General features: G+C 45.1%; 3 protein-coding genes. All 3 read right to left on the bottom strand.

What is annotated here, in order from left to right:
• On the bottom strand, positions 1–304 hold a 304-nt coding region (locus AB4653_RS23105), incomplete at its 3' end, for an isochorismatase family protein (RefSeq protein ID WP_372105416.1).
• A gap of 154 nt (positions 305–458) precedes the next feature.
• Positions 459–800: an isochorismate lyase gene (locus AB4653_RS23100; protein WP_029223919.1), complete on the bottom strand. Its 342-nt coding sequence runs from the start codon at positions 798–800 to the stop codon at positions 459–461.
• 168 nt (positions 801–968) lie between these two features.
• Positions 969–1,690: AMP-binding protein (locus tag AB4653_RS23095; RefSeq protein ID WP_372105415.1), on the bottom strand; the 722-nt coding region annotated here is incomplete at its 5' end.

Here is a 1,690-nt window from a genome sequence, read left to right as displayed (position 1 = left end):
CGCCGTTTAGCCCCGGACCCCAAAAGTCAGTTAACAAGGCTCTATCTTTTGGGTCTTGATTTGCGGGTTGTGCGGTATATACAACCGGGATTCCCGCTTGTTTCGCTACGTGTTTTAACTGCTGAATGTTCGTTAAAATGTCCGCCATAGGTGACGAATCAGCCTCATAGTAGCTCACAAAATACTCTTGCATGTCGTGAATTAAAAGTACCGCTTTACTAGGTTCGATAGTCCAGTTCGTTCTGTTTATTGGAAACTCATGGTGTTCTGGCAAGTCGTAACTCGCTATTTTCGGTATAGTCATTTGTAATTGTCCTTAATACTCTAATCAGCACTGACGCTCTCTTCTGTCATCTGATCAATTAAATCTTTGGCGCTTAGTAGTCAAAGTGGTGATCCAACAGGAATATGTGTAACCCTCTAATACATACTCAACGGATAAGTTCAAAACACTCTTATCACGTTGCCGTATTTTCGGGTTCTTCTGCTGAAAGCCCCCTTTCGGTACGCCAATGTTTAATTTGCTGATTAATGTACCAATGGGTGATACTAGAGAATAACGTTTCGACATACTCGCTACTCATCCCGGCCTCTTCTGCCCATTTTTTTCGGTCTTCTAGCATTTCAGCGACACGCTCTGGTGCCGGAATACTCTGCTCACTGGGCTTAAATTGTGCGGCGGCTTTGACATACCCTAACCGCTTAGAAAGAATATGAACGATCTCCTTATCAAGGGTATCTATTCCGATTCGTATATCATTGAGACTTTCGCAAACTTCTGGCTTCTTTATAGATGACACGTTGATTTCCTTTAGTCTTTGTTCCCTGTAATGACCCATTGAAGAGTGTAATAATAGAAGCACCTTTCTCAGGCTCGACGACAAGTCATCCTTCTAGAGCACTCTCGATTCAATCAATAGGACGTTGTTTATCGACAATATAGAGCTACGGTAAGCAGCTCGCGTTAGTTAAACTGGCGTATTAACCCAAGGTTCACCACTTGGACCAAGCAATCGCTTTTTATCAATTTTACCTACCGCTGTTTTGGGCAGATTAGAGACAATGAGCAATTCGTCTGGCTGTTTGAAAGAAGCCATCCCTTGGTCTTTTAGGAAGGTGCGTAGCTCTTGCAAAGTTGGGGAAAGCCCCCTTTTCACGACAGCGACTCCGATCCTTTCGCCTAGATGTTTATCAGGTACCGCAACCACGGCGACCTGTGCAACATTAGGATGCATAAGTAAATGCTCTTCGATTTCATCGGTAGCAATACACTCACCAGCTCGGTTTACGACGTCCTTAATTCTGCCAGTCACAACGATATATCCCCTCTCATCAACAATGGCTCGATCTCCACTTCGGTAGAAACCATCTTGAGTAAATGAGCGTTGGTTGTGTTCCTCTGCACGGTAATACCCTCTTAAAGTGTAGGGACCGCGAGTGAGTAGTTCGCCTTCTTCACCCATTGGAACAGTGTTCCCCTCAGCATTGACTATGCGAACCTCATCCCAGCGACTTACAGGTCGACCTTGTTTCGTCGCAACCAAGGTTTCATCATCCCCTAACCGAGTACAGGCGATCAGGCCTTCTGCCATACCAAAAACTTGTTGGAGTGCGCCGGGAAAGGTTTTTTGAACATCAAGAGCATCAGAATAGGCTAGCTTCGAGCCACCGACTTGCATCAGTCTTAGGC

Origin of the sequence: Vibrio sp. 10N.222.48.A3 (assembly GCF_041475345.1) — a bacterium.
Taxonomy (GTDB): domain Bacteria; phylum Pseudomonadota; class Gammaproteobacteria; order Enterobacterales; family Vibrionaceae; genus Vibrio; species Vibrio tasmaniensis_A.
The sequence above is the reverse complement of the archived record's forward strand: the minus strand, read 5'-3'. Positions and strand labels throughout refer to the sequence as shown.